Consider the following 21,398-nt stretch of genomic DNA (forward strand, 5'->3'; position numbering starts at 1 on the left):
CCTCATCGGTGATCACGCAGCGCCTTCAGGGGCGCCGTAGAAAATCGACTGCGAGGTAAACGGCGGCATTCGGGGCGGGCGACGAATGGAGCGTGGGGGTGGCTTGTGTGGGAGCGACTTTAGTCGCGATGGGTTCGCACACCCAACGCTGAACAGCCGCTTGTCGTTTCGGCCAATCATGGGCCGCTAGCTGGAGGTCCGTTGCTAAGACGCAATGGCGAGGACCGGCTGATGAGCGCAGATGCACACGACTACACCGCCTTGTTTGATCAACCCGAATCCGCTCCGGTCGGTACCGGGCATGCCGAGCTGGATTGTTTAATCATCGGCGCAGGCCCGGCCGGGCTGACCACGGCGGTTTATCTGAGCCGCTACCACCGCCGCGTACTGGTGGCCGACGGTGGCCGCAGCCGTGCCAGCCTGATTCCGCTGTCGCATAACTACCCAGGTTTCCCGCCCGGCATTTCCGGTAATGAACTGCTCGCCCGTCTGCGTGAACAGGCCACGCGCTATGGCGCCGCCCTCGAAGCCGGCCGCGTGCACAGCCTGGAAAAAACCAGCACCGGGTTCGCTGCCCAACTCAACGGCCGCGCGATTACCGCGCGGCGCGTGGTGTTAGCGACGGGCATTGTCGATACCTTGCCGGACATGGACCGGCCCTACGACGGCGTGGCGCAGTCATCAATTCGGCTCTGTCCGATTTGCGATGGCTACGAGATTGATGGCGACGACGTGGCGGTGTATGGCGAGGCCCATTGCGCGATCAGTCATGGGCTGTTTCTGCGCAACTTTACCGACCGTGTGACCGTGTTGGTTCACGGTGACAGTCAGGCCTGCGAGGAAGCCGTGGCGGTGGCGCAGCACGCGGACATACGGCTGATCAGTGACCGTGTGGAGCATTTGGAAATTGCCGGCGAACAGGTGCGCGTGCTCACCTGCAAGGGCGAGCAATTTCATTTCGATATCGTCTATCCGTCACTGGGCTCACAGGTGTGTTCAGAGCTGGCCACTCACCTCGGCGCGCAGGCCACGGACGGCGGCTCGCTGCAGGTGGACGCACATCAACGCACCACGGTCGAGGGACTTTATGCCGTGGGGGATGTGGTGGATTCGCTGAAACAGATCAGTGTGGCGACCGGCCAGGCGGCGGTCTGTGCGACCGCCGTGCATAACAGCCTTGAGGTGCGTTTGTGGGACCGGGCACGGGACAAGAAAGCCGTGCCCGATCAGTGCGCTGGCATGCGCACTTAGCGCCGTGCCTGAAGCTGCCGGGGTGAGGTGAGAACGTGCTCCAGCTGCGGCTCGTCCACGGCCAGGTGCAAGGCCATATGTTGCGCCTGCTCCCATTGCAGATCCGGGTCCAGCCACTGCATGGCATGTTCGGCGGTGAAGGCCAGCAGCCGCTGGGAGTAATCATTGTGGCTGCAGGTCATAAATGCCATGCCATCACAGCCGCTGGGCTTCTCGCTGATTTGCGCAAGGCCGGCGAGGAATAACGGCGTGGAGCGGCGCGAGGTGGTGTAGCTAAGGCGCAGCGGCTGATCGAGCGGCGCGTCGGCGGGCAGGTCGTACCAACCGTCCACCGGCACCAACACGCGGCCATTGCTGCGCACGCGGTCGAACACTTTCGAGCGCATCACCAGGTGCAACGGCATCTGGGTACGCGGCGGCATCGTGCCCATCGCCCACACCGGCGACCAGCCCCAGCGCACTTTCACGCTTTCGATCTCGCCGTCACGCTGGCGTAAAACGCTGACCGGCATATTGGGTTTGATCACGCTTTTTCTGCCCAGATGTCGCGAACGTAGCCGCCGAATGCCGGCTGCCCATGGCTCTGGATTCGCCGCTGACCAGGCGAGTTTCGGTATGTGCAAATAACTCAGAAAAATCCGTGGATGAAGCGTGTTGAACAATACATTTACACATGGCGAAACTCCGGCAGTCGTTCGTAAAGACGTCGTCGGCATAGTCGCGCTTAGCGGCGGATGACGACGTTGTGTACGTACGAGCGGTTGCCTGCAGCGCCGGTTCGACACTTCCGACCAACAGCCGGTTGGCGAATGAACTTACCGCAACCCTGCTCAGTGAAACGTGGGGAACCGTTCTTTGACGAGCGCCTGCGCGTCATCGGCGAGCTGATCGAGCAGGCGGTCGCGCTCGTACTCCGCCTCGCGCATGGCCGTGTCGCCGTGCTGTTTAAGCAGATACGTGTGAATCTGCCGCACCTCTTTGGACTGATAGATGGGCGCCTGATCTTGTACCGCCACCATGCCGCTGGAGCGCTGCACGCGTGTGTTCATCAGCACCTGCGGGCCCTGAGCGGCCAGCACGCGAAAGCCCATTGCCTCGAAGGCCGGCACCTGGCTGGCCACGCACGCCAACTCCATATGCGGGCGCTGCTCGATGATTTTCGCCACCATGGCCCGCGCCATTCCGCGCCGCCGACCGTTGGCTTGTACTGCCATATACGCCAGGGTGCAGGCTTGGGCATCGTCATGGCTGGGCAAATACAAGGCAAAGCCCAACACCTGTGACGGGTCTTCATCATCCAGCGCCAACACCAACCGAGGCGCACTCGGTTGCGCCTCGCCCATGGCTTGCAGATACAAGTGCACCTCAAAGCCGATCACGTACTGGTACAGCTGAAACAGCGGATTTTCAGGCGTTAGCGGCACCGGACTGATATCGGTGAAGTAGTCGACCACCATTTGCAGCACTTGGCCTTTCAGCGACTCGGGCGGCGGGGTGTCCAGGTGTACAAGAGTGAACATGGGCGGCTGGGCTCCAGGGGCGGCAGGGGAAAAAACCGATGGGTCGCTATTGTAGCGTCGGCACCGCGCGCGCTCACAGCGAGCGTTTGCGCACAGGCGCCGAGCGTTTCGGCACAGTGCAGGTGGCGGCGCCATGTATTGATCGAGGCTCATCCAACGACCCTGAGTGAGCCTATGAACAGTCGTGTATTGATCGGCGCAATCGCCTTCACCGCCGCCAGCCTGGCCCAGGCCCAAGGCTTGACCCTGAGCAGCCCGGACATCGCCGACAACCGCCGCCTGGATACGCGCCAGGTGTACCAGGGCTTTGGTTGTGAAGGCGGTAACGTCTCGCCCGCATTGTCGTGGAGCCAGCGCACCGGCGGGCACCAAAGGCTTCGCCATCACCGTGTACGACCCGGACGCGCCCACCGGCAGCGGCTGGTGGCAACTGGACCGTCTTCAACCTGCCCGACTCTGTTAACGCGTTACCCGCCGCCGCCAACGCCAGCACCTTGCCGACCGGCGCTGTGCAAGGGCGCAGCGATTACGGCACCGCGCAGTTCGGTGGCGCGTGCCCGCCGGTGGGCGACAAACCCCATCGCTACCAATTCACCGTGTGGGCATTGAAGAAGTGGATAAACTGCCGCTCGACAACCAGGCCAGCGGCGCGCTCGTGGGCTACATGCTCAACGCCAATGTTCTGGAAAAGGCCACGCTCACCCCCGTGTACGGACGCTAACTGCCATGCCCTCTTCTGCCGGCATTCAACACCAGGAAAGCCGAATTTCTGCCTGCGTGATCAAGGCTCGCCAGCACCATGCGTTGCAGCGAGTCACCGTGTTCGTCACCACCTTGTGCCGCGTTCGACAGGGCGAAAAAGTGCTGCACTGGGACGGCAAAGAAATGCGCGGCGGGCCTCAGCATCTGGTGCTGTTGCCGGCAGGTTATGAACTGGCGGTCACCAATATTCCCGGCAAGCACGGCCACTACATTGCCGATGCCATCAGTTTCCCCACCGAGCTATTGCGCGATTTTCACGCGCGCTACCGGCAGCAACTGGACGCCCATCGCGGCTCGGCCCAGGACCTCAGCGTGCCGCTCGACGCCCACACCAGCCAAGCCTGGGATCACCTTTTACAGGCCGTGAACGCCGGCGCCCCCGATGCCCTGCGCACCTTATATGGCGAGGCGGTATTGCTTGGCTTGGGGCTAGCGGGCCTTGCCGGCCCGCTTTTCGAAAGACCGTCACGACCCGCTGAGCGAGCGCTTGCAGCACCTGATCATGAGCGCCCCCGGCAGCGACTGGACGGTAGAAAGCGCCGCGCGGAAACTGCACCTCGGCGCCTCGACATTGCGACGGCAATTGAACAGCGAACAGCGCAGCTTTCGCGAAATTCTTAAAGAAATCCGACCTCGGCACGGCGCTGCATTTGCTACAGACCACCAGCCGGCAGGTCAGCGACATCGCCGCGTGCAACGGCTACGCCTCGGCGTCCCGATTTGCCGTGAGTTTTCGCGCGCGCTTCGGCATTTCACCCAGGGATTTGCGCTCAGCCATCGGCCGCTCAGTTGACGAACCACTGCCCGCCATACCACCAGAGCCACCCGCCCAGCGCGAGCCAACTCAACACAATCACACCCGCCATTAACCAGCGACCCTTCAGCGCCAAGCGCTGCCCCGCCATCGCCTCGGCCGCGGGCCGACAACGCGCCTGCACAGCGGCCGGCGTCAGGCGCAGCGCCAAGGCAATGCCCAACGGCAACAGCAGCAGATCGTCCAAATAACCCACCACCGGCACGAAATCCGGAATCAAATCGATGGGGCTGGCCGCGTACGCCAGGGTGGCCAAGGCAACCAACTTCGGCAGCCACGGCATGGCCGCATCGCGGCAGCAGAGCCAGAGCAAAACCAGGTTGGTTTTCAGGCGATGGGCCCAGTGTTTGAGGCGAGTGACAAGGGCGTTCAAGGGAGAAGCCTCGGAGCGTGTTGATAGAGTCACCGATTTTTCCAGTTGGGTTGGGCCGGTGATCGGTGGGTAACAAACACTACCTGTCTCGGACGCCGTCTTGCCGATACAATCGCGCCTTTTTTCACCCTTGAGTTTTCAGCATGGACGCACGTAGTTCACTTCTGGCTGCACTATCGCTCGCTCTGGCGGCCTGTAGCTCAGCCCCGTCAAAACCCTCGAAGCAACCAGGTCTCACGGTCTTCGAGAGTGTGATCAACTCGGCGGCCAACCCCGATACGATCATGCGAGCCGGCGATCGCGTCACCTACCTCGTAATCTCTTCCGGCGAACACGCTGCATTGGCGCGCTTCGATGCCTCCTGCAGCGAGCCAACCGCCAGCATGTACTACCTGACATCTGGTGGTTACATGCACGCTTTTTCTGATGATGATTCGGCCCGCCTGCCTGACGCTCAGCTTCAGTTACTGCAACGCAGTGAACAACGTCGTGCAGCCTGTGACTATCGTGCGACACCAGACTGGCGAGCCTTGGATACAGCCGAGAACCAGGACTGGCTCTTGCTCGACCGCAACAGCGCGAAGACGGAAAACGGGCGCCTGATGCTATGGACCGCACGCTACCCGGCACGCTATCAAATGGGGGCTGAAAGAACCTTGGTAGCCCAACGGCATGAGCGTTTAGCCGTCGATTGCACACAACGCACATTCAAACGCTTAAGCCAGTTTTCAACCGATGCCAATGGCGCCGTGCTCACCGGCACGCTCTATGGCCAAGCCACGCCGCTGATCGCACCGCAGGGGCAAGATGACCAGCGCCTGCTCGACTTGATCTGTAAGCCGGCGGCCGAGTGGGCAATGCTGCCCAAGCCGCCGGCACGTACGCCACTGATGCCCCAATTGGATACCCCGGTAGCCCCGCCTGCTGTGTTAGCCGCAATCGACGCCCTTCAGCTTCCGCCACCACGCTTGACGTTGCAGGCTGTGGACTACCGTTACGATGCAACCGTGATGGCGAAGCACACAGTTACCGACGTCCATCGTGAAGACGTCTTCACTCACGATCCCCAAAGCGGCCAGCTCCTGGTGCAGCCCAACGATGCAGCGCTGGGTACAGAGCTGCGCCTGACCTTTCGCGGATTGATAGACCTCGCCAGTCGCTCGTTCGACCGCAGCACCGGCGAGCAAGTCAGCGACAAGTCTCCGGTTATCGGTTTGGACTTCAAAGGTGACTGGAAAAACCTGCCGCAAGGCAGTGAGGTCGCTTACTCGTTAACGCAAGCCACTGGCCCGAAGCCCTTCACCAGCACCGTGACCTGCCAGGTCGGCGCTGCGCGAGCGGCCAGCCAGATAAACGCGGCTCTGCAAGGCTCGGCTAAGCCGCTGACCTGCACCAAGATAAAAACAAAACGCATGGAATGGACGCAACGCTTCGACTATCTCGAGGACTACGGGGTGTTCGTGTTAGCCGCAGAGAACAGTCCGCTCGGTCAATGGACCTGGCGTGTGAAATCGGCGCGCTGAGCGAGCATTTTCAGCACGGTCGCCCCGCCACCCTGGCGGGATCGGACCGTCGGGGTTCGAACAAGGAATGGCGCTCGCCTTTATTTTTGCGTGGGGAACTGAGGCCTCAGAAGCTGCGCACGCTATCGCTGAACACGCCTTGCGCTTGCACGAATGCGTTGTAGGCATCAATAGCGGTGCGATTTTCGGCCGCCCCCTGTGGGAGCGACTTTAGTCGCGATGTTTTTTGAATCAAGGGCATCGCGACTAAAGTCGCTCCTACAGATTTGAGCTTCCCCGCTACCTGCGATGTCTTGTTCGCACTGTGTCTTGGCTGGCGCTTTGGCAGGCGCATGCACCAGCGTCGTGGAGATAGTGCTGTTCAATTCCTTGGCCTCGTCCATCGTCAAGCAGGCCCGAAGAACACAGGGGCGATCACGTACTCCTCGTACCCAACCCCAGCGCATCGCGTCGGCGTGAATACATACGAGCGCGCCACTTTGTAAGCGGCTTCGTCAAACCTGGAATCGGTCGATCCAACGACGCGCGCAGCCTTTGCCCGCCCCACCTGCGCCGGGGAAATCAACGCCACCCATACTTTTGCTTCTGCATACGCACTGACGCCGGCCGGGCGCAAGGCCGGTCCCATTGAGACAACAGAAAGAGACTCGCAGCCCGTTTCAGGACTGGGTGTCAGGGCAGTTTCGGGGAAGACCGTGCTGAGTTCGCAATCTGCGAATTTGCTGCATTGGTTTGCGTCCTCAAACAATCCGAAATCTTGTGTCAAGGGCTTCATAGGATTGGTGGGGCTGACTGAGTACATGTACATGGCGGGTGCTTCGCTTTGACAGCCGGGCAGTGCTGAAGCGAAACAAAAAAATGGCGATGGCGTGCATCGAACGCAGCATGGTTTTGTCTTCTTCGCGGAGGTGAGACACGGTAAGCGGTCAGGGCGCGTGAAGATGTCGGCTTTACCGGACGAAGGTGAAAGACCAATGTGCTGAGGTTGAATGATTCAAGTAAGAAAACGGAGTGTTCAACGCAGCGCAACGGCTTGAGCAGGCGTTTAGATGAGCGGACAAATCGGCACCGCAGCATAGGCATGGGTGAATGCCGCGGCAGTTGCGTGCCTTAAGTGTGGCGATGTGCACGCAACTGCTGATGCCGAAACCACCAGCCTGTTTGGCTAGTGCAACGAAATGCCTGAACGCAAGGAGCAGGAAGCTTATAAATCGTCGCCATTCACCCGCAACACCACCTTGCCATGCACATGTTCAGTAGCCAGGTAATCCAGCGCCTCAGCCGCCTGCGGCAGGTCAAAAACCCTGGCAATAACTACCGACACATCATCAGCCTCCACCAGCCCGGCAGTCTGCGTCAGCTCCAGGCCGTTGGGCTCGGCCATAAATCGCGTGCCGGTTTTACCGGCCGCATCGGGGTGATGGGCGTCGGGCATTTGCAGGGTCGACACCAGCCGCCCGCCCTCGCCCAGCACTTGCCACGAGCGCGCCTGGGTTTCGCCGCCGATGAGGTCGATGACCAAGTCGAAGTCTTGGCAAATGTCTTCGAAACGCTCCTGCTTGTAATCAATCGCACGGTCTACGCCGAGCGACTTGAGAAACGTGAGACTGTCGGTGGAAGCCGTCGCGTACACCTGCGCGCCCTTGATCTTGGCGAACTGAACCGCCAGATGCCCGACCCCGCCCGTGCCGCCATGGATCAACACTTTTTGCCCCGCCTCCAGGCTGCCGTGGGTGACCAATGCCTGCCAGGCGGTGTGACCGGCCAGCGGTAAGCCGGCGGCCTTTTCCCAACTGAGCGACGCGGGAATCTTCGCCAGATTTTTTGCCGCCACCGCAGCGAACTCGGCGAAGCTGCCGTCAGCTCCGAGCATGCCGAATACGCGGTCGCCGACGTTGAAATCGGTGACGCCATCGCCCAGTTGCTCGACAACTCCAGTGACTTCGCGGCCCAGCGTAAGCGGCAAGTCTTTCTCGGTAATGTCCGGAAATTCGCCTTGGCGAATCTTGTAATCAACGGGATTGGTACCCGCCACCACGACGCGTACCAACACCTCGCCGGAATTGGCCTGCGGCATGTCTACGTCTTCAAAAGACATGACATCCGAGCCACCGAATTGGGAGATTCTGATCGCTTTCATACCGTTCACCTTCTGGTTCGAGAGATCAGGTGTAGAAAGGCGGTGAGGCGCAGAGGTTTAGGGAGATTGCATTGGCCGCGACGGATGGCAGAACAGGCGCGCCGACCACCGTCAGCGCTATTCTCCTCGCGTCCGGTGCTGTTGCGTCTGCAACAAAAACCCGAAACAAGACGACAAGGTAAAAAGCACAACCGATTCGGCAATCCTGACCAAGGGATAGCCTATTTGAGCCAGCCGGACGCGCTCTGCATCGGGGTCAAGTTTCACCAGAACCAGTCCCAGCAAACAGAACAGCGATGTAAAAGCCGCGCCGGTGATGGCACCGTTTTGGATAGGCTTCTGGTTGCACACATATCCCGTCACAGCGCCACCTACTAGCCAGGGAAGCGCTCGCGCCAACTCGTACAACCCACCCATGAGGGTCCATGTCAGTTGCGAATCGATGTGTGAAATTACGGTGGTCTTAGTCGACAGAATCAGCCGAGCAAGGACATAAGCAACTGCCGCAGCTACAACGCCCATCGCCACTGCTCGCTTGTCCATAGACCCAGGCATATTGGAAAAAATTGGCACGATTCAAGAACGCATCCCCATCCAGATCACGGCTTGCGTCTTCGAAAGAAATGGATCGTGCCGTTTGCGTCTGCGGCGGCGACCATCTTGCCCATCTACACTCGAAAAAACACCCAGTATTACCCTGCCGCCATGCCTCGCATCACCGACACAAATCGCCCCACCATCTCCCCTTTTTCCTTGGTGCAGGCCAACGCCACGGTACTCGCCGTTCCCTCATCACTCAGCGGCACGAACACCACCGACTCATGTGCCAACGCGCGCATGCTGTGCGGCAGCAACGCCATGCCAAAACCTGCCTGAATCAACTGCAACTGCGTGGTCTTGCGCGACACCACTTGCGCGGCGCGCGGGAAGAAACCGGCTTGCATGCACAACGCCGCCGACAGGTAACTCAAGCCCCCGCGCTGGCCGTGGGGAATAGAGATAAAACGCTCTTCGCTGAGCTGACGCAGGTGCACGCTCTTGGCGCCCGCGAGCGGATGGGCAGCGGCAACGGCGAGGTACAGCGGCTCGTCGAACAGTGGGTGAATTTCTACACCGTCGCGCTGGCGAAGCACTGGCAAACGCAGCAGGCCCACGTCGAGCGTACCGTCCGCGATGTCCTGCAGTTGGGCTTCGGAAGATTGCTGGGCGATGTCCAGCGAGACGTCGGCGTTGTCGCTCAGGTAGGCGCTGATGCGTTCGAGCAGCAGGCCGGTAATCGGCACCGTGCTGGAGTGACTAAGCCGCACACTGCCGCGTAAACCCTCGCCAATTTGCTGGGCCAGGCGCTCGGCTTTCTCCAGCTCGGCCAGCACATGGCGCGTACGTTCATAGAAGGCTTGGCCCGCGGGCGTCAGACGCGGCTGCCTCGCCGTGCGTTCAAACAGCGAGGCGCCGAGGTGCTGTTCAAGCTCCTTGATGTGCCGGCTTAGCGCCGACTGGGCGACAAACAGGCGCTGCGCCGCGAGCGTGAAGCTGCCGCATTCGGCGATCTCGGCGAAGTAACGCAACTGACGAAGCGAGGTCATGGCGGCTATCTCTTTTCGAGATGACTTGTAAGGGTTTTGCATATTAGTCGGCATGGCTCGCCATTGGCTAACCTGTGCTCCATTCCTTAACCGTGGATTTTCCATGCTCGCCTCTGTCCTCGCTCAACTGCCCTTCTCTGCCCTCGATTGGCTTTTAATCGTCTCGGGCATTGCCGCGGCCTACGTGGTGTTTGGCGTTGCCGGTTTCGGCACGGCGTTAGTGGCTGGGCCGGTGCTGATTCACTTTATGCCGCTGTCGCGGATCATCCCCTTGTTGGTGCTGCTGGACTTCGTCGCCGCCTTCGGCAACTGGCTGCCCGCGCGCAAGGCGGTGGCGCGCAATGAACTGTTCCGATTGCTGCCGTGCATGGCAGTGGGCTGCACGGTGGGCGTGGTGTTTTTGCTGCGGCTCAAGGCGGATGTGCTGCTGTTGCTGATGGGTCTATTTGTCAGCGTCTATGCGCTGTACAGCTTGGCCGTGAAAAGCCGACCGGCTCAGCTCAGCCCCTGGTGGGCGGTACCGGCCGGCTCGGTAGGTGGATTATTTGGCGCGTTATTTGGCAGCGGTGGCTTTTTGTATGCGCTGTATTTAAACGCGCGGCTCGACTCCAGCGAACAGGCCCGGGCCACGCAGAGTGCGCTAATCAGTTGCAGCACCGTGGTGCGATTGGGGTTGTTTCTGCTGGCGGGCGTGTACGCCGATAGTGCGTTGTTGCTGCTTGCATTGGTGTTGCTGCCGGTGATGGCAGCAGGGCTTTGGGCGGGGCGGCAGCTCACGCGGCGACTGTCGCGCGAGGCGTTTATCCGGCTAGTGACGTGGTTGGTGCTGGCCAGCGGACTGGCATTGATTGTCCGCTACCTGAGTCTGTAAGGCCCGCGACTACGCGTTTGCGATTGCGCTGCCGCCCAGCAGCGCCACGCCCAGATACCACAGCCACAGGAATGGCTTGGCCTCAGGTTGTTTCCTGCCATACACGTAGACATAAAAAGGAATAACAAAGCAGAGCAAGGCGTGCAGAACCGAGTGTTTCGACGCGACGATGACAATCGCGATCTGCATCGCGATGATGAGTCCGAGCCCGGACAACACCAAGAACATAACCATCTGGAATCCCTTCCCTGAAAAAAGCCGGCGAGCTTAACAGCCATTGCTGCGTATCGACGCATTACGCGCGTTGCTTGCTTAAAAAAACCTGTCACACCTCGGCGCATTTCTCGGTATGTTGGCCGCTCACTTCAAGGAAGAACCATGGCCAGCCACTCGCCGAACAGCAACCAAAAACACCTCGCCGTCCTGATCGATGCGGACAACGCGCCTGCATCTATCGTCGAAGGTCTGTTCGAGGAAATTGCGAAATACGGGGTTGCCAACGTCAAACGGATCTACGGCGACTGGACCGGCCCGCAGCTAGGCGGATGGAAAAAAGTACTCCTCGACCACTCCATTCAACCCATCCAACAGTTCGCCTATACCAAAGGCAAAAACGCGACAGACAGTTCGCTGATCATCGACGCCATGGACTTGCTGTACACCCGGCGCTTCGATGGCTTTTGCCTGGTTTCAAGTGATAGCGACTTCACCCGCCTGGCCTCGCGATTGCGCGAAGAAGGGCTAACGGTGTACGGCTTTGGCGAAGACAAAACACCGCAGCCCTTTGTGTCCGCCTGCGATAAGTTCATCTACACCGAACTGCTGCGTGAGGACCTGGTGGTCGTCAGCGAAACCGCTGCCGTTGAGAATCCAGCGGCGTCCCCCTCTAAACCCAGCCCACCGGCGCAACCGAAGAAGCCGCCCAAAGCCCCCGTAGAATTCATCGCCAAAATTCTGGACGACATCGCCGACGAGGATGGCTGGGCGCACCTCGGCGCACTGGGCACAAACATCACCAAACTCAGACCCGGCTTCGATCCGCGCGCCCATGGTTTCAAAAAGCTGAGCGACTTGATCAAGGGCCATCCGCACGCCTTCGAATTGCAAACGCGCGGTGGCACGAGCACTGGCGGCCATGTGCTGTATGCGCGGCATAAGCAGCCGGGGAAATGATGGGGAGCAAACCATGAACGACAACCACAGCGGTCAAGTCGCGCTGGTCAGCGGCGCCGGCAGCGAGCACGGCATTGGCTTTGCCATCGCCAAGCGCCTTGGCGACGCGGGGGCGAAGTTGATCGTCACCGGCAGCAGCGCGCGCATCCATGACCGCGTCGCGCAATTGCGCAGTGAAGGCTACGAGGTAGAAGGTCGACCGGCCGACCTCACGCAAGCCGATCAGGTCGCCGACCTGGTGGCGTGGGCTGAATCGCTTTGGGGACGCATCGATGTGCTGGTGAACAACGCGGGTATGGCCGTTCAGGGCGAAGCCGAGGAATTCGCTGACCTGGCCGACATGAGCCTTGAGGCCTGGAACATCTCGATTGCACGAAACCTCACCACGGCGTTTCTGCTAACGCGCGCGGTGTTGCCGGGCATGAAGCACCGTGGGTACGGACGTATCGTCCAAATCAGCTCCACCACCGGCACCCGCGTCAGCAACCCTGGCGAGGCGGCCTATGCAGCCGCGAAAGCCGGCATGGTGGGCATGAACATGAGCCTAGCGTTGGAAGTGGCGCCTTATGGCATCACCGTGAACTCCGTGGCGCCTGGATGGATTGCTACCCAGTCGAGCACCGCTGAGGAATTGGTTGCCGCGCAGTACGTGCCAGTTGGGCGTGCCGGCAGGCCGGAAGAAGTTGCTGCAGCAGTGGCGTTTCTGGCTTCGCCTGAGTCGAGCTATATAACGGGCGAGGTGCTGGTGGTCGATGGCGGGAATTGTTTGGCGGAGAACAAGGGGCCTCGTTAACAGCGGCAGACAAAAAGCATTTTTCAACAGGCAGCGCTTGCCCGCGCTCCACATCTGTCCCTTGACTCCAGCCCCGTCGTGAGCAGCTTGGCAAAACGAGCTGCTCATGACGCGCTGATGCCTCGTCCACCGCCTGACTGGCTTCCTCAGACCAACCGTGCGCCGCCATCGATGTTCAGCGTGGCGCCGTTCATAAAGCCGTTGGTCATCAGGAAAACCGTGGCCGCACCCGCCTCTTCGGCGGTGCCGAGACGACGCAACGGCAAGGTTTTTTCCAGTGCACTCACGAACGCATCGCGGCCTTCGCCCAGCGCTTTGCTGAAGATGGGCGTGTCGATCGGACCGGGCGACAGGGTGTTCACCCGAATCGGTGCCAATTCCAACGCCAGGCCTCGGGCCAAGGCTTCCATCGCCGCCGACGCAGCCGCCAGCACCGCGCTGCCGTGGGCCGTTGGGCGCTCCGACAACATGCCGGAAATGAAGGTGATGGAGCCGTCTTTGGCCAGGCGCTCGCCCAAGGCGCGAATGGCATGCACGGACGCCCACATGCGCTCGTCGAAGGCGCGGTGCAGCAGACCGATTTCGGCGTCCAGCACGTTGCCCACCACGTAGGTGCCGGCCAGCAGAACCAAGTGATCGACGTGGGGGATATCTGCCAGTGCGGTGTAAATGGCTGCGCTGTCGGTCACGTCGGCGGCGCGCCAGGCGTCCAGGCCGTTGTCGCGGGCGGCGTTTTCGGCGCGGGCGGCATTGGAGCCGATCACGGTGACATGAGCGCCGCTGGCTTTGGCTTGAATGGCGGCGGCCAAACCGATGCCGGAAGTGCCGCCGAATATCACCACGGTGCGGCCGTGCAGGTTGCTGGGGAGTGAGGTGTTTAGAGCAGCGGTTGTGGTCATGGTCTATCTCCTTGAACGCCCGGATGGCGTCGATGGGAGAAAGCCTAAAGCTAAGCGCGAAGATTGATAATTAGGCCGTAAGTCGCTTTACTGATGCCATGAAGGAACAAATAGGGTTAGACCGCCTGACCGGTCTTATTGCCTTTGCCCGCGCTGCGTCGCTGGGCAGTTACACCGCCGCCGCGCGGGATTTGTCGGTGTCGCCCTCGGCAATCAGCAAAAGCGTGCAGCGCCTTGAACAGCACTTCGCGCTCAAGTTGTTTAGCCGCACGACCCGCTCGCTCACGCTCACACCCGAAGGCCGCGATTTATACGAGCGCGCCTTGCGTATTCTGCGAGAAGTGGAAGCCATTGATCAGGCCGCCGTGGCCTCCCGTGCCGAACCTGCGGGCACGTTGAAAATCACCGCGCCGCCACCGATTGGTTTGAACATCCTGGCTCCGGCCCTACCGCGATTCCGCCAGCGCTACCCCAAGCTCGCCATCGACCTGCGCCTGGGCGACTCGCTCGCCGACATCATCGAGCAAGGCATCGACGTGGCCGTGCGCGTCGGCAACCTGGCGGACTCTCGATTGATCTCGAAAACATTGGCGCCCCATCGCATCGCCGCATTCGCCTCGCCCGAGTATCTGGCCCGGCGCGGCACACCGCAGCACCTGAGCGAGCTGGAACAACACGACTGCGTGAACTTCCGTTATCAGAGTTCTGGCCTGGCCTTGCGCTGGCCGTTCAATGTGGAGGGCAACGTCAGCGAATGGGTGCCGGAATCGGGCATTACCATCGATGCCAGCGATGCAGTCGCCGCCGTGGTGGCAGCTGGCGGCGGCATTGGCATTTCGCCTACCTATGTCGCCGCGCCGTATGTAGCGCGCGGAGAACTAACGCCGCTGTTTCCCGAGCACGCGGTAGACCGTTCGTTCATCACCGCTTTATGGCCGGAAAGCCGACGCGGCAGCCCGAATGTGAAGGCGTTTGTGGGCTTTCTGGAAGAGCTGTTTCCCTCGCCTACGCCGTGGGATGAGCGGGTGCGTGGGGGGTGATTTTTAGTTTGCGGGGGTTCGCTAGCAAGCTAACGCCTACGGCGGTTTCGCCTCCTTCGTACAGACGGTTAACGGCTGTGTAGGAGCCACCTTGGTGGCGGACCCTGGAAACAAAATTCCCGCCCCTCCCTCAAGACCACAAAGCTCACGCCGAAACGATTACCCCAACCGTATTGACATATCTAATAATCTCGATATCCTCCTCTCCCCATGGAACTCGTCGAAATCTTCAAAGCCCTCTCCAACCCCATACGCCTTCAAATTTTGAAAGGCCTAAAGGACCCGGAGAAACATTTTCCTCCGCAAGATGAGGGCGACGTTCACACGGTTGGCGTTTGCGTCAGTAGCATTCAGGAAGGCATCGGCCTTTCGCAGTCAACGGTGTCGGCTTATTTGGCGACATTGCAACGAGTCGGTCTGGTCGACGCCACGCGCATCGGTCAGTGGACGTACTACAAGCGCAATGAAGCAAACATCAGCGCTCTGGCCGAGACCATAGGCACAGGTCTCTAATTTTTTTGCCCACGAATATCGAGATTCCTCGATATCCCTTTATCTAGATACGAGGATGCACCATGAAAGCAATGTTGCTCAACGCCTTCGGCGGCCCGCAATCGTTCCAATTAAGCGAAGTGCCCAAACCCGTACCCGGCGCCGGACAGGTGCTAGTGCGGGTGCACGCCACGTCCATCAACCCCCTGGATTACCAGGTTCGCCGTGGCGACTACGCCGACCTGGTGCCACTCCCCGCCATAACCGGCCACGACGTATCAGGCGTTGTCGAAGCCGTAGGTCCGGGCGTGACGAGTTTCGCGCCGGGCGATGAGGTTTGGTACACGCCGCAAATTTTTGACGGCCCCGGCAGTTACGCCGAATACCACGTGGCGGCCGAAGCCATCATCGGCAAGAAGCCAGCGTCGTTGAGCCATCTGGAAGCCGCCAGTCTCACCCTGGTGGGCGGCACGGCGTGGGAAGCCTTAGTGGTGCGCGCAGCGCTGAAGTGGGCGAAAGCGTGCTTATCCACGGCGGCGCGGGCGGTGTCGGCCATGTGGCCATTCAACTGGCAAAAGCCATTGGCGCGAAGGTGTACACCACCGCACGTGAGGAAAACGCCGAGTTCGTGCGCAGCATGGGCGCCGATGTGGTTATCGATTACGAGAAAGAAGATTACGTAGCCGCCATCAACCGGGAAACGGCGGGCCATGGCGTCAACGTCGTGTTCGACACCATCGGCGGCGACACGCTCACGCGCAGCCCCGATGTGCTCGCACAGCTGGGCCGTGTGGTGTCGATTGTCGACATCGCCAAGCCGCAAAACGTGATTCAAGCCTGGGGCAAAAACGCGAGCTACCACTTCGTGTTCACCCGACAAAATCGCGGCAAGCTCGACGAATTGAGCGCGTTGGTTGAACGCGGTCAGCTGCGACCTCACGTGGGCGCCGTGTATTCGCTTGCCGACCTCGGTGCCGCCCATGCCCGGCTGGAAAGTCCGAACAACGGTCTTCGAGGAAAAATCGTGATTGCCGTCGAGCCATCACTTATTGCCTAAGCCCGCTTGCGGCTATTGGAGGTACACCATGATTTACGAGATCGCTCTGCTGCCGGTCCACCCAGACCGAATCGACAGTTTCAAACGTGCTTTTGCCAGCGTCGCCCCGCTACTCACACGCGCCAAGGGCTACGGCGGCCACCTGCTGGCCCAAGGCATTGAACAGCCGGCGGTGTTCAACCTGATCGTGCAATGGGCGTCGCTCGAAGACCACACGCCGGGCTTCGAAGCGAGTGATGACCATCGGTTGTTTATGCAGGGGTTGGAGGATTATTTCTCTGACGAACCCAGCGTCTACCACATCGAGGGCGCGGCGTTTGCTGCGGGTGGCGGATTGTTCACGTGAGTTAAACGGGCCAGATTTTTTAACGATCCTGAGTAGTCAGGGTCGTTTACAAATCTGGCCCCGTTTACGCCTACCGGCAAAGCGGAGTACCGCCAACCGGCAAAATGATCACGCCACCCTTCCCGGTACGTTCACTCCGGTGCCTTCTGGCAAATACGGTCGTATCGCCTCCAGTTCCTCATCGTTAAGCCGAATGCGCGTGGCGTCGAGCAAGCCGTCCACCTGTTGGCGGCGACGTGCGCCCACAATCGCGCCGGTCACCACCGGCGTTCGCAGCACCCAAGCAATGGCAACTGCTGCCGCGCTCACGTTGTGCCGTGCGCCGATATCGGCCATCACCTGCACCAGTGCCAGGTTTTGGCTCAGGCGCGGCTCTTGGAAATCCGCGCTGCGCGCTTTGCGCCAGTCGTCGTCGGGAAGCTGGGCGATGCGCGCGCGGTTCATGCTGCCGCTGAGCAGGCCCGATTGCAGCGTGGAGTAGGCGATAACGCCGAGCTGCGACGCAGCGCAGTAAGGCAAGACCTCGGCTTCGATGTCGCGCATCAGTGCCGAGTACGGCGGTTGCAACGAGGCGATGTCGGTGACGGCTTGGGCGCGCTTGAGCTGCGTGACGTCGAAATTCGAAACGCCAACGGCTCTGATTTTTCCCGCTACCTTGGCCTCGGCCAGGGTGACCAACGCCTCCTCAATGCCCTCGCTACTGGCTGTGGCCGGGAACGCTGGCCAGTGAATTTGGTAGAGGTCGATGGCGTCTACCTGCAAGCGGCGCAGGCTGTCTTCGATTTCCTTGCGCAGTGAGTGTGGGGCCAGCGAGTGAGAGATAGCGCCGGTCGTAGCGCTCCATACGAGGCTGCCCTTGGTGAACACCAGGGGTCGACGCGACGCTGGCACCTGGCGCAGCAATTTACCCGTTAGCACTTCGGCATGCCCAAGCCCGTAAACCGCCGCCGTATCAATCCAGTTCACCACCTGCTCAACGGCGTATTCCAACGCTGCCAGGCTGTCACCGTCGTCCTGCGCGCCCCAGCTGAATTCCCAACCTTGACCGGCAATGGCCCACGTGCCCATGCCAATCGGCGAAATAAATAAGTCGGATGTGCCCAAACGGTGCTTCTGCATATAAACCTCAGCTCAGTTGAGGGCGCAGTATCGGAGCGAACGCTACCCTCGATAAGATGGCCAATCTCGCTTGAGCTACTGAATAGAATTCATGAAAGTACTTCCCGACCTGTCCGACCTCGACGCCTTTGCCGCCGTCGCTCGCCATGCCAGTTTTCGCAAAGCTGCTGACGAACGCGGCATCTCGCCCTCTGCCTTAAGCCATGCCCTGCGGACCCTTGAAGAGCGCCTGGGCGTGCGCCTGCTGAACCGAACCACACGTAGCGTGACGCCTACCGAAGCGGGCCATCAATTACTGGCCACGCTGGTGCCAGCCCTGGCGTAAGTGACCGGTGCCTTGCACGAATTGATCTCGCAACAACCCGTGCCCGCCGGCACGTTGCGCCTTAACGTGTCGCGGCCCGCTGCGCGCTTGGTGATTGGCCCTTTGTTAGCGCCCTTCTCGGCGGCGTACCCGCGTATCACCGTGGAGCTGCAAACCGACGACAGCTTGACCGACATCGTCGCCAGCGGTTTCGACGCGGGCGTACGCTTCGGTGAAAGCCTGGCCGCCGACATGATTGCCATGGCCATTGGCGCACCTCAGACATTTGTCACCGTAGCGACGCCGGGGTATCTCAAGCAAAACGGTGTGCCGAAAACGCCCCATGACCTGCTGCTACACGCCTGCATCGGCCGGCGCTTTCCGAGCGGAAAACTCTACAAATGGGAATACCTCGACGGTCGCCAGCCCCTGCGCCTGGCCGTGACCGGCCCACTCGTATTGGAAGACGACAGCCTCATGATTCAGGCCGCCAAAGACGGCGCCGGCATCGCTTACGTCTATGAGGAAATGGCACGGGAACACCTCGCCAACGGGCAACTGACAGAACTGCTCGCGGACTGCAAAGCACTACCCAGCCGATTTTTCATCTACTACCACAGCCGCCGACATGTGCCGCCGGCACTTAGGGCATTTATCGACTTTGCACGGGAATGGCGGCGTTGATGGCGCCCTTTTCGTTGCAGCGCGCATCGAACGGCTAGAAAGGCGTAGCCAGGCTTGATTGGGTATTAGCGGATGCAAGTCGAATAGCGCAGCTTTCAGGCCTCACAAAAGGCCAAGCTGTGGAGGTGTCACATCATGGTGGTGGTTAACATTTTTCAAGGACGTTGCCGTCAGTGCGGCTGCGATCAATAGCGCCGTCTGCGCCGATGTAAACGTCTGTATCAGGCCACCTCGGTTTGACCCTGGTGCAGTGCCACTTTCCGCCGTTAACCCAATAAAACTCGAAAAAAAAATGGTCGTCCGGAAAGATGTGACCGGGACCACCTGTGACTTGGCCAGGGTAGATTTCACCTTTGTAGATACTGTGCTGAACATTCAAAATGTAACCGAGGCGCCCCTGCCCCTTTTCAGAAAAATAGAAGTTCACTTGCGGTGTGGCGAAATACCAAAAGACGATTGGAGCCAGTAAAAGCATCAACACCCAGCGCCAGAAGTGCCGCTTCGGTTTATTCGCAAATGTGGACATGTTTGTAATTCCCAGCCTTGAACGTGGCAGCACTAAAGGCTGCATATTTAGGAGTTTATGAAGAATTAAGGCGCGGCTTCGGTCCGACAGCTTGATCTGCCAAGCCGTCGGTTTAACTGGATATCAGAGAATGCAAGTCGGATAGCTCGAAGCTTCAGGCTTCCCAAAGGGCATGCGTGGAGTTGTTCCGTCATGGTAATCGCCCGCACTCTTCAATGACTTTGCCGTCAGTGCGGCTGCGATCAATAGCGCCATCTGGGCCGATATAGATATTGATCTCGGGCCACTTCGGTTTGGCCATGATGCAGTGCGATTTCCCACCGTTGTTCCAATCCAACTCCATAAAGAATCGCTTGTTCGGGAAGATGTGCCCGGGACCGCCAGAGGTTTCACCGGGATAGATCGCACCTTTATAGTCGTCGTCCTGAACAATCAAAATGTAATGCAAACGCCCCTGGCCCTTTTCAGAGAAATGGAAGTTCACTTGAGGTGTGGCGAAATACCAAAAGACGATCGGAGCGAGTAAAAGCGCCAATACCCAGCGCCAAACGTGCCGCTTCGGTTTACTCGCAGATGTGGACATGTTTGTAATTCCCAACCTTAAACATGGCAGCACTAAAGTCTGCAGATTTCGGAGTTTATGATGTCGAGTAATTCGGAGCTTCACGCTTCCCAAAAAGGCAGAGCGTGGAGTTGTTCCGTCAGGGTAGTGGCCCGCATTCTTCAATAACCTTGGCATCAGTGCGGCTGCGATCGACGGCACCATCTGGGCCGATGTAAATATCGACTTTTGGCCACTTCGGTTTGACCATGATGCAGTGCGATCTTCCATCGTTGTTCCAATCGAACTCCATAAAAAATCCGCCGTTGGGAAAGATGTGCCCAACGCCACCAGTAGCTTCACCGGGGAAGATCTGGCCTTTCGAAATGGAGTGCTGAACATTTAAAATATAACCGAGACGCCCTTGCCCGTTGCTAGAGAAATGGAAGCCCACTTGGGGTGTGGCGAAATACCAAAAGAGTATGGGAGCGAGTAACACCGCCATCACCCATCGTCGAACGTACCGCTTCGGTTTATCCGCAGATGTGGTCATGTTTGTAATTCCCGGCCTTGAACGTGGCAGCACTAATCACTGCAGATGTCGGAGTTTAAGAAAGAGTAAGGCGCGGCTTTGGTCCGACGGCTTGATTAGCTAAGCCGTCGGATTAATTGGGTATTAGCGGATGCAAGTCCAATAGCTCGCAGCTTCAGGCTTCCCAAAGGCACGGCGTGGAGTTGTTCCGTCAGGGTAGTGGCCCGCATTCTTCAATAACCTTGGTGTCAGTGCGGCTGCGATCGATAGCGCCATCTGGGCCGATATAGATATTGATCTCAGGCCACTTCGGCTTGACCCTGATGCAGTGCGACTTTGCACCGTTGTTCCAATCGAAGTCGAAAAAGAAATGTTCATCTGGGAAGATGTGGCCAACGTCCCCAGTAGTTTCACCCGGGTAAATCCCACCTTTTGAAATAGAGTGCTGAACATTCAAAATGTATCCGAGACGCCCCTGCCCCCTGTCAGAGAAATGGAAGATGACTCTGGGAGCGGCTACATACCAAAAAACGAGGGGGGCAAATAAGACCATCAGCACCCAGCGCCAGAAGTGTCGCTTCGGTTTATTTGCACTCGTGGGCACGTGCGGCATCTCCCCAGCCTGAATAAGGGAATGATAAAACTTCGTCCATAAGCAGCTTTGCCGTAATACCGCCGTTAGGGTGCTGCCCGCAAAGTTTGACTCCAATGCTGATAGCGACTCGATCACCTATGTCGTCCCAGGCCCGAAATCCGTCAATGTCTGCCGAGCGGTGCGGCCCTTTAAATTTGTCCCACCTCTCCATTTTCCGAATGGAGTCTGAAGCAATCTGCTCAAGCCCGGCGCCATCCAGAAGCATGCCCTCGGAAAGCCCACCAATACGCCCCACATAGCCGTAGTGGATGTTCGACCAGATGTCGTGGTAGTACTCGACCTGACCATGCTTGTGCCAGATCCCGCCGAACAGCTGTTGAATCGTCAACTTGTGATCCCACGGCCTGTTTTTGCCCAACCCGCTCGGCCCAAAGCGCCATCGCAGCAACGGTGTTAC

General features: G+C 59.5%; 26 protein-coding genes and 3 pseudogenes. 13 read left to right on the forward strand and 16 right to left on the reverse strand.

Annotation, left to right across the window (positions count from 1 at the left end; genetic code table 11):
- Window positions 1-231: 231 nt before the first annotated feature.
- Complete coding sequence (locus ACZZZP_RS14490) at window positions 232-1,251, forward strand: NAD(P)/FAD-dependent oxidoreductase (RefSeq protein ID WP_463536630.1); 1,020 nt, start codon at window positions 232-234, stop codon at window positions 1,249-1,251.
- Here ACZZZP_RS14490 and ACZZZP_RS14495 read toward each other — a convergent pair.
- Window positions 1,248-1,778, reverse strand: coding sequence for an SOS response-associated peptidase family protein (locus ACZZZP_RS14495; protein ID WP_463383193.1), 531 nt, complete (start codon window positions 1,776-1,778; stop codon window positions 1,248-1,250). The genes ACZZZP_RS14490 and ACZZZP_RS14495 overlap by 4 nt on opposite strands.
- 303 nt (window positions 1,779-2,081) lie before the next feature.
- Entirely contained in the window at window positions 2,082-2,771 is a 690-nt protein-coding gene (locus ACZZZP_RS14500; RefSeq protein WP_463383194.1) for a GNAT family N-acetyltransferase, read from the reverse strand.
- Window positions 2,772-2,945: 174 nt separating this feature from the next.
- Between ACZZZP_RS14500 and ACZZZP_RS14505 the strand changes: the two are divergent.
- The 3 genes and pseudogenes from ACZZZP_RS14505 to ACZZZP_RS14515 all read left to right on the forward strand — a co-directional run bounded on the left by ACZZZP_RS14505 (window position 2,946) and on the right by ACZZZP_RS14515 (window position 4,402).
- Window positions 2,946-3,492 (forward strand): annotated as a pseudogene (locus ACZZZP_RS14505) (kinase inhibitor).
- Window positions 3,493-3,497: 5 nt separating this feature from the next.
- Complete coding sequence (locus ACZZZP_RS14510) at window positions 3,498-4,154, forward strand: hypothetical protein (protein WP_463536631.1); 657 nt, start codon at window positions 3,498-3,500, stop codon at window positions 4,152-4,154.
- Between the two features lie 29 nt (window positions 4,155-4,183).
- Window positions 4,184-4,402 (forward strand): helix-turn-helix transcriptional regulator, encoded by a 219-nt coding sequence (locus tag ACZZZP_RS14515; protein ID WP_463536632.1) that lies wholly within the window; start codon window positions 4,184-4,186, stop codon window positions 4,400-4,402.
- Here ACZZZP_RS14515 and ACZZZP_RS14520 read toward each other — a convergent pair.
- Window positions 4,319-4,720, reverse strand: coding sequence for a YkvA family protein (locus ACZZZP_RS14520; protein ID WP_463383197.1), 402 nt, complete (start codon window positions 4,718-4,720; stop codon window positions 4,319-4,321). The genes ACZZZP_RS14515 and ACZZZP_RS14520 overlap by 84 nt on opposite strands.
- Window positions 4,721-4,863: 143 nt before the next feature.
- Between ACZZZP_RS14520 and ACZZZP_RS14525 the strand changes: the two genes are divergently transcribed.
- Window positions 4,864-6,243, forward strand: coding sequence for a hypothetical protein (locus ACZZZP_RS14525; protein WP_463383198.1), 1,380 nt, complete (start codon window positions 4,864-4,866; stop codon window positions 6,241-6,243).
- A gap of 106 nt (window positions 6,244-6,349) precedes the next feature.
- Here the strand turns inward: ACZZZP_RS14525 and ACZZZP_RS14530 are convergent, their stop codons facing one another.
- From ACZZZP_RS14530 to ACZZZP_RS14550, 5 genes are all read right to left on the reverse strand, one after another.
- Complete coding sequence (locus ACZZZP_RS14530; RefSeq protein WP_463536633.1) at window positions 6,350-6,577, reverse strand: type II toxin-antitoxin system CcdA family antitoxin; 228 nt, start codon at window positions 6,575-6,577, stop codon at window positions 6,350-6,352.
- A 51-nt stretch (window positions 6,578-6,628) separates the two neighbouring features.
- The gene (locus ACZZZP_RS14535; RefSeq protein ID WP_463536634.1) at window positions 6,629-7,051 is read right to left on the reverse strand and encodes a hypothetical protein; all 423 of its coding nucleotides are present in this window, start codon (window positions 7,049-7,051) and stop codon (window positions 6,629-6,631) included.
- Window positions 7,052-7,447: 396 nt separating this feature from the next.
- Window positions 7,448-8,383, reverse strand: coding sequence for an NADP-dependent oxidoreductase (locus ACZZZP_RS14540; RefSeq protein WP_463383200.1), 936 nt, complete (start codon window positions 8,381-8,383; stop codon window positions 7,448-7,450).
- A gap of 117 nt (window positions 8,384-8,500) precedes the next feature.
- Window positions 8,501-8,926: a hypothetical protein gene (locus tag ACZZZP_RS14545; RefSeq protein WP_463536635.1), complete on the reverse strand. Its 426-nt coding sequence runs from the start codon at window positions 8,924-8,926 to the stop codon at window positions 8,501-8,503.
- A 149-nt stretch (window positions 8,927-9,075) separates the two neighbouring features.
- Complete coding sequence (locus tag ACZZZP_RS14550; protein WP_463383202.1) at window positions 9,076-9,969, reverse strand: LysR family transcriptional regulator; 894 nt, start codon at window positions 9,967-9,969, stop codon at window positions 9,076-9,078.
- Between the two features lie 103 nt (window positions 9,970-10,072).
- On the opposite strand from ACZZZP_RS14550, the gene ACZZZP_RS14555 reads away from it, so the two are divergent.
- A complete protein-coding gene (locus tag ACZZZP_RS14555) occupies window positions 10,073-10,840 on the forward strand; it encodes a sulfite exporter TauE/SafE family protein (RefSeq protein WP_463383203.1) in 768 nt (255 codons plus the stop codon).
- Between the two features lie 9 nt (window positions 10,841-10,849).
- Here the strand turns inward: ACZZZP_RS14555 and ACZZZP_RS14560 are convergent, their stop codons facing one another.
- On the reverse strand, window positions 10,850-11,074 hold the full coding sequence (locus ACZZZP_RS14560; protein WP_122494893.1) for a hypothetical protein: 225 nt from the start codon (window positions 11,072-11,074) through the stop codon (window positions 10,850-10,852).
- A 144-nt stretch (window positions 11,075-11,218) separates the two neighbouring features.
- On the opposite strand from ACZZZP_RS14560, the gene ACZZZP_RS14565 reads away from it, so the two are divergent.
- Window positions 11,219-12,013 (forward strand): NYN domain-containing protein, encoded by a 795-nt coding sequence (locus ACZZZP_RS14565; protein WP_463536636.1) that lies wholly within the window; start codon window positions 11,219-11,221, stop codon window positions 12,011-12,013.
- Window positions 12,014-12,026: 13 nt separating this feature from the next.
- Window positions 12,027-12,806 (forward strand): SDR family oxidoreductase, encoded by a 780-nt coding sequence (locus tag ACZZZP_RS14570; RefSeq protein ID WP_122494889.1) that lies wholly within the window; start codon window positions 12,027-12,029, stop codon window positions 12,804-12,806.
- A 146-nt stretch (window positions 12,807-12,952) separates the two neighbouring features.
- Here ACZZZP_RS14570 and ACZZZP_RS14575 read toward each other — a convergent pair whose 3' ends face one another.
- Window positions 12,953-13,705 (reverse strand): SDR family oxidoreductase, encoded by a 753-nt coding sequence (locus ACZZZP_RS14575; protein ID WP_463383204.1) that lies wholly within the window; start codon window positions 13,703-13,705, stop codon window positions 12,953-12,955.
- Between the two features lie 98 nt (window positions 13,706-13,803).
- On the opposite strand from ACZZZP_RS14575, the gene ACZZZP_RS14580 reads away from it, so the two are divergent.
- The 4 genes and pseudogenes from ACZZZP_RS14580 (at window position 13,804) to ACZZZP_RS14595 (ending at window position 16,640) form a co-directional block, all read left to right on the forward strand.
- Window positions 13,804-14,745, forward strand: coding sequence for a LysR family transcriptional regulator (locus tag ACZZZP_RS14580; RefSeq protein ID WP_463383205.1), 942 nt, complete (start codon window positions 13,804-13,806; stop codon window positions 14,743-14,745).
- 210 nt (window positions 14,746-14,955) lie between these two features.
- A complete protein-coding gene (locus tag ACZZZP_RS14585; RefSeq protein WP_122494877.1) occupies window positions 14,956-15,258 on the forward strand; it encodes an ArsR/SmtB family transcription factor in 303 nt (100 codons plus the stop codon).
- Between the two features lie 62 nt (window positions 15,259-15,320).
- Window positions 15,321-16,294, forward strand: a pseudogene (locus ACZZZP_RS14590) (zinc-dependent alcohol dehydrogenase family protein).
- 28 nt (window positions 16,295-16,322) lie between these two features.
- Window positions 16,323-16,640 carry an antibiotic biosynthesis monooxygenase family protein gene (locus tag ACZZZP_RS14595; protein WP_463383207.1) on the forward strand — a complete coding sequence of 106 codons (318 nt, stop codon included), beginning with the start codon at window positions 16,323-16,325 and terminating at the stop codon, window positions 16,638-16,640.
- A 108-nt stretch (window positions 16,641-16,748) separates the two neighbouring features.
- On the opposite strand, the gene ACZZZP_RS14600 is transcribed toward ACZZZP_RS14595, so the two are convergent.
- Window positions 16,749-17,759, reverse strand: a complete 1,011-nt coding sequence (locus ACZZZP_RS14600) for an aldo/keto reductase (protein WP_463383208.1) — start codon at window positions 17,757-17,759, stop codon at window positions 16,749-16,751.
- 91 nt (window positions 17,760-17,850) lie between these two features.
- On the opposite strand from ACZZZP_RS14600, the pseudogene ACZZZP_RS14605 reads away from it, so the two are divergent.
- Window positions 17,851-18,747, forward strand: a pseudogene (locus ACZZZP_RS14605) (LysR family transcriptional regulator).
- Window positions 18,748-18,892: 145 nt separating this feature from the next.
- Here the strand turns inward: ACZZZP_RS14605 and ACZZZP_RS14610 are convergent.
- The 5 genes from ACZZZP_RS14610 to ACZZZP_RS14630 form a co-directional block, all read right to left on the reverse strand.
- On the reverse strand, window positions 18,893-19,273 hold the full coding sequence (locus tag ACZZZP_RS14610; protein ID WP_463536637.1) for a hypothetical protein: 381 nt from the start codon (window positions 19,271-19,273) through the stop codon (window positions 18,893-18,895).
- A 190-nt stretch (window positions 19,274-19,463) separates the two neighbouring features.
- Window positions 19,464-19,856 (reverse strand): hypothetical protein, encoded by a 393-nt coding sequence (locus ACZZZP_RS14615; protein WP_463383210.1) that lies wholly within the window; start codon window positions 19,854-19,856, stop codon window positions 19,464-19,466.
- Between the two features lie 118 nt (window positions 19,857-19,974).
- Complete coding sequence (locus ACZZZP_RS14620; RefSeq protein WP_463383211.1) at window positions 19,975-20,367, reverse strand: hypothetical protein; 393 nt, start codon at window positions 20,365-20,367, stop codon at window positions 19,975-19,977.
- Window positions 20,368-20,557: 190 nt separating this feature from the next.
- The gene (locus ACZZZP_RS14625; RefSeq protein WP_463536638.1) at window positions 20,558-20,959 is read right to left on the reverse strand and encodes a hypothetical protein; all 402 of its coding nucleotides are present in this window, start codon (window positions 20,957-20,959) and stop codon (window positions 20,558-20,560) included.
- Window positions 20,931-21,329, reverse strand: coding sequence for a polymorphic toxin type 44 domain-containing protein (locus ACZZZP_RS14630; protein WP_463536639.1), 399 nt, complete (start codon window positions 21,327-21,329; stop codon window positions 20,931-20,933). Before ACZZZP_RS14630 ends, ACZZZP_RS14625 begins: the two co-directional genes overlap by 29 nt.
- Window positions 21,330-21,398: the final 69 nt, after the last annotated feature.

The organism is Pseudomonas sp. AC211 (assembly GCF_979258055.1).

Coding starts and splice junctions, on each gene's coding strand:
- ACZZZP_RS14490 (WP_463536630.1), top strand. CDS start 232: ATGAGCGCAGATGCACACGACTACACCGCCTTGTTTGATCAACCCGAA.
- ACZZZP_RS14500 (WP_463383194.1), bottom strand. CDS start 2,771: ATGTTCACTCTTGTACACCTGGACACCCCGCCGCCCGAGTCGCTGAAA.
- ACZZZP_RS14510 (WP_463536631.1), top strand. CDS start 3,498: ATGCCCTCTTCTGCCGGCATTCAACACCAGGAAAGCCGAATTTCTGCC.
- ACZZZP_RS14525 (WP_463383198.1), top strand. CDS start 4,864: ATGGACGCACGTAGTTCACTTCTGGCTGCACTATCGCTCGCTCTGGCG.
- ACZZZP_RS14530 (WP_463536633.1), bottom strand. CDS start 6,577: ATGCGCCTGCCAAAGCGCCAGCCAAGACACAGTGCGAACAAGACATCG.
- ACZZZP_RS14535 (WP_463536634.1), bottom strand. CDS start 7,051: ATGTACATGTACTCAGTCAGCCCCACCAATCCTATGAAGCCCTTGACA.
- ACZZZP_RS14540 (WP_463383200.1), bottom strand. CDS start 8,383: ATGAAAGCGATCAGAATCTCCCAATTCGGTGGCTCGGATGTCATGTCT.
- ACZZZP_RS14545 (WP_463536635.1), bottom strand. CDS start 8,926: ATGGACAAGCGAGCAGTGGCGATGGGCGTTGTAGCTGCGGCAGTTGCT.
- ACZZZP_RS14550 (WP_463383202.1), bottom strand. CDS start 9,969: ATGACCTCGCTTCGTCAGTTGCGTTACTTCGCCGAGATCGCCGAATGC.
- ACZZZP_RS14555 (WP_463383203.1), top strand. CDS start 10,073: ATGCTCGCCTCTGTCCTCGCTCAACTGCCCTTCTCTGCCCTCGATTGG.
- ACZZZP_RS14560 (WP_122494893.1), bottom strand. CDS start 11,074: ATGGTTATGTTCTTGGTGTTGTCCGGGCTCGGACTCATCATCGCGATG.
- ACZZZP_RS14565 (WP_463536636.1), top strand. CDS start 11,219: ATGGCCAGCCACTCGCCGAACAGCAACCAAAAACACCTCGCCGTCCTG.
- ACZZZP_RS14570 (WP_122494889.1), top strand. CDS start 12,027: ATGAACGACAACCACAGCGGTCAAGTCGCGCTGGTCAGCGGCGCCGGC.
- ACZZZP_RS14575 (WP_463383204.1), bottom strand. CDS start 13,705: ATGACCACAACCGCTGCTCTAAACACCTCACTCCCCAGCAACCTGCAC.
- ACZZZP_RS14580 (WP_463383205.1), top strand. CDS start 13,804: ATGAAGGAACAAATAGGGTTAGACCGCCTGACCGGTCTTATTGCCTTT.
- ACZZZP_RS14585 (WP_122494877.1), top strand. CDS start 14,956: ATGGAACTCGTCGAAATCTTCAAAGCCCTCTCCAACCCCATACGCCTT.
- ACZZZP_RS14595 (WP_463383207.1), top strand. CDS start 16,323: ATGATTTACGAGATCGCTCTGCTGCCGGTCCACCCAGACCGAATCGAC.
- ACZZZP_RS14600 (WP_463383208.1), bottom strand. CDS start 17,759: ATGCAGAAGCACCGTTTGGGCACATCCGACTTATTTATTTCGCCGATT.
- ACZZZP_RS14610 (WP_463536637.1), bottom strand. CDS start 19,273: ATGTCCACATTTGCGAATAAACCGAAGCGGCACTTCTGGCGCTGGGTG.
- ACZZZP_RS14615 (WP_463383210.1), bottom strand. CDS start 19,856: ATGTCCACATCTGCGAGTAAACCGAAGCGGCACGTTTGGCGCTGGGTA.
- ACZZZP_RS14620 (WP_463383211.1), bottom strand. CDS start 20,367: ATGACCACATCTGCGGATAAACCGAAGCGGTACGTTCGACGATGGGTG.
- ACZZZP_RS14625 (WP_463536638.1), bottom strand. CDS start 20,959: ATGCCGCACGTGCCCACGAGTGCAAATAAACCGAAGCGACACTTCTGG.